The sequence below is a fragment of the Clostridium sp. ZBS15 genome (genome assembly GCF_023845705.1).
In the GTDB taxonomy this organism is placed as follows: Bacteria; Bacillota; Clostridia; order Clostridiales; family Clostridiaceae; genus Clostridium; species Clostridium aquiflavi.
Genome location: NZ_JAMQHY010000020.1, coordinates 1 through 1,558 on the forward strand (window position 1 = coordinate 1; position 1,558 = coordinate 1,558).

Here is a 1,558-nt window from a genome sequence, read left to right on the forward strand (position 1 = left end):
TGAAAGAACATTCTTTCAAAATGAAACTCGCTCAGGTAAACTGAGGAGTACAAGATTCTTAACCAAATCAAGATTTGGAGAATCATAGCATCTGGTGATGATGGCATGGAAGTAACACTCCTACCCATTCCGAACAGGAAAGTTAAGATCCATAGCGCCGAAGGTACTGCACGGGAGACTGTGTGGGAGATTAGGACGTTGCCAGGTAAGCTTAAAGAGATAGTTTTTATAACTATCTCTTTTTTAGTATATAAAAATAATATGAAGGTAATGTTAATAATAGATAGAGTTTAATATACACTATTAAAACTTAAAATATTTTAATGTTATCAATATATAGTTAGACGGCTTGAATTTTTTATCTGTAGATGAAATAAAAAAGTCCATGAGATGTTGTTCTTTTTTAAGTAAAAGTTATATATGTTAAGTGCAATACTATTTATTTTAATTAGTTTTGCACTTTTTTCTTTCTTTTTTTAGTTTATCCACAACTTTATAAACATTATGTCATATATTTATTTAAAAAGTTTAAATTATGGCAGTTAGAGATCTTTTTCTTTTTTAATAACTTAAAATACCATCATATATATTAATTACATTGTGAGATAGTTGGATTTCTATTCGTCGCGAGTGCAGGATATTTTACAAGATAAAACATTATTATAATTATGACAATTCTCAAGTTTGCTATATCATTAGTTGTAATGATTTTCTGAGTTGTTTAAAAGATATTTTGAATTTTCTATATAAGATTTTGATGTCTAATATTTTTAGGAAAAAACTAATATAATGTTCTGAAAATCTTTATACAATTAAATTATGTACAGAGATACTATTAAAATATATCTATTTATTGATACATATTATAGTCACAATTATAAGTAACTATGTAAATTTAAAATTCTAATTGATTTGAAAGATCAATATTTTCTTGAGATCTAAGCACAATTGTATATTATAATAGTAATTAAATTTAAAAATAATCTTTAGTTTATAGAAAATTTATAATAACTAATTATTTTTGAACAGTGTTTTTAAGTATTTATAAATATGTTATTTCTTATAATTATGTAGTTAATTTTTATATGATAAGTTAGGGTAAAGATTATTTATAAAAGTTTAAATAGATTATTTATGAATTTTATTATAAAAATGTTACCTTTAATATAAGATATATTTATATTATTAAGAATATAAATATTACAAAAACATGTTAAAGAGAGAATTCGACACTAAAAGTTACTTTATATAAATATAAAAAAACAGAAAAACCACTTGATTTGATGTATCATTTTCGCTTTATAGATAGAAATTATGGTATAACTTATCCTAGTGTGTCAATAATCGAATTATAGAGAATAACTAAGAATAACTGAGTAATATAAGTATAAATTGTTTGAATAAGATATATTGAGGTAAAGGCAGTTAATATATATGGTAAGATAAAACACGTCGCTGAGAGATGTGGCAAACAAGTTAAAAAGAAGTTAAGAAATTAAATTTCAACTTATTAAAAACTTGTTGACAGAAAAGAAATTAAATGTTATACTGATTAAGT

1 rRNA gene is annotated in these 1,558 nt (G+C 23.1%); it reads left to right on the plus strand.

Annotated features, from left to right (window positions below):
- Nucleotides 1-90: 90 nt before the first annotated feature.
- Nucleotides 91-207 (plus strand): 5S ribosomal RNA (gene rrf, locus NG904_RS07945).
- The last annotated feature ends 1,351 nt before the right edge of the window (nucleotides 208-1,558 follow it).